The sequence below is a fragment of the Treponema sp. R80B11-R83G3 genome, assembly GCF_054786115.1.
Genome location: NZ_BDHF01000283.1, coordinates 1 through 981, shown reverse-complemented (window position 1 = coordinate 981; position 981 = coordinate 1). Strand labels below are relative to the sequence as shown.

At 45.4% G+C, this 981-nt stretch carries 1 protein-coding gene and 1 pseudogene; one reads left to right on the top strand and one right to left on the bottom strand.

Annotation, left to right across the window (positions count from 1 at the left end; genetic code table 11):
* Positions 1–190: hypothetical protein (locus ACYVRH_RS13335; RefSeq protein WP_461257382.1), on the bottom strand; the 190-nt coding region annotated here is incomplete at its 3' end.
* Between the two features lie 32 nt (positions 191–222).
* Here ACYVRH_RS13335 and ACYVRH_RS13330 point away from each other — a divergent pair.
* Positions 223–855 (top strand): annotated as a pseudogene (locus ACYVRH_RS13330) (flagellin N-terminal helical domain-containing protein); the annotation flags it as partial.
* Positions 856–981: the final 126 nt, after the last annotated feature.

The following is a 981-nucleotide window of genomic DNA, read 5'->3' as shown; positions in this document are numbered from 1 at the left end:
TGGTAAAACTATTACCAGTATGGCCGTTAATAGTCTTCCCAAAATAATTTTTAAATTTATCTAAAGTATAAATCCCCGACTGCCGACAATAAAATTGGAAAGATGTATTTGACGTGGGATTTCCGCGGATTCCGCCCAGTACATTATCTAACGGTTTAAGCCGGAAACGGCAAAAACTAAACGGGAGCATGGATGCTTTCGTAACAGTTCAAGGAGGATCTTATGATCATTAATCACAACCTGAGCGCAATGTTTGCGGACAGGTCCCTCAAGGTAACGCAAGTTTTCCTTACCAAAAACATGGAGAAACTCTCCTCGGGTCTTCGAATCAACCGTGCGGGCGATGACGCGTCCGGATTGGCGGTTTCCGAAAAATTACGGAGCCAGATTCGCGGTCTTAACCAGGCTTCAACAAATGCCCAAAACGGCATTTCGTTTATCCAGGTATCGGAAGGGTATCTCCAGGAAACTGAGGACATACTTCAGCGTATCAGGGAATTGGCGGTACAGTCTGCAAACGGCATCTACACCGATGAAGACAGAATGTACATCCAAGTCGAAGTTTCACAGCTTGTTGACGAAGTGGACAGAATCGCCAGCCATGCCCAATTTAACGGCATGAATATGCTCACAGGGCGTTTTGCCCGCGTAATCAGCGATAATGTCGTAACAGCGTCAATGTGGCTCCATATCGGCGCAAATATGGATCAGAGGGAGCAGGTCTATATCGGCACCATGACCAGTAAAGGTCTTGGAATCCGCCAAATGGACGATTCTTTCATTACCTTAACAACCCCGGATGACGCCAATAAAGCCATCGGCGTTATGGATGCAGCCCTCAAAATCGTCAACAAAAACTGAATAAAGATTATAACGCTGAAAAAGTGCGCCATTATCTTGCATACACGCGGCTTAAGGCGGCGTAGAAAAATATCTGTCTCTTGAAGCTTACCGCTATCTTAAAGACCCGGTATTTTTAAG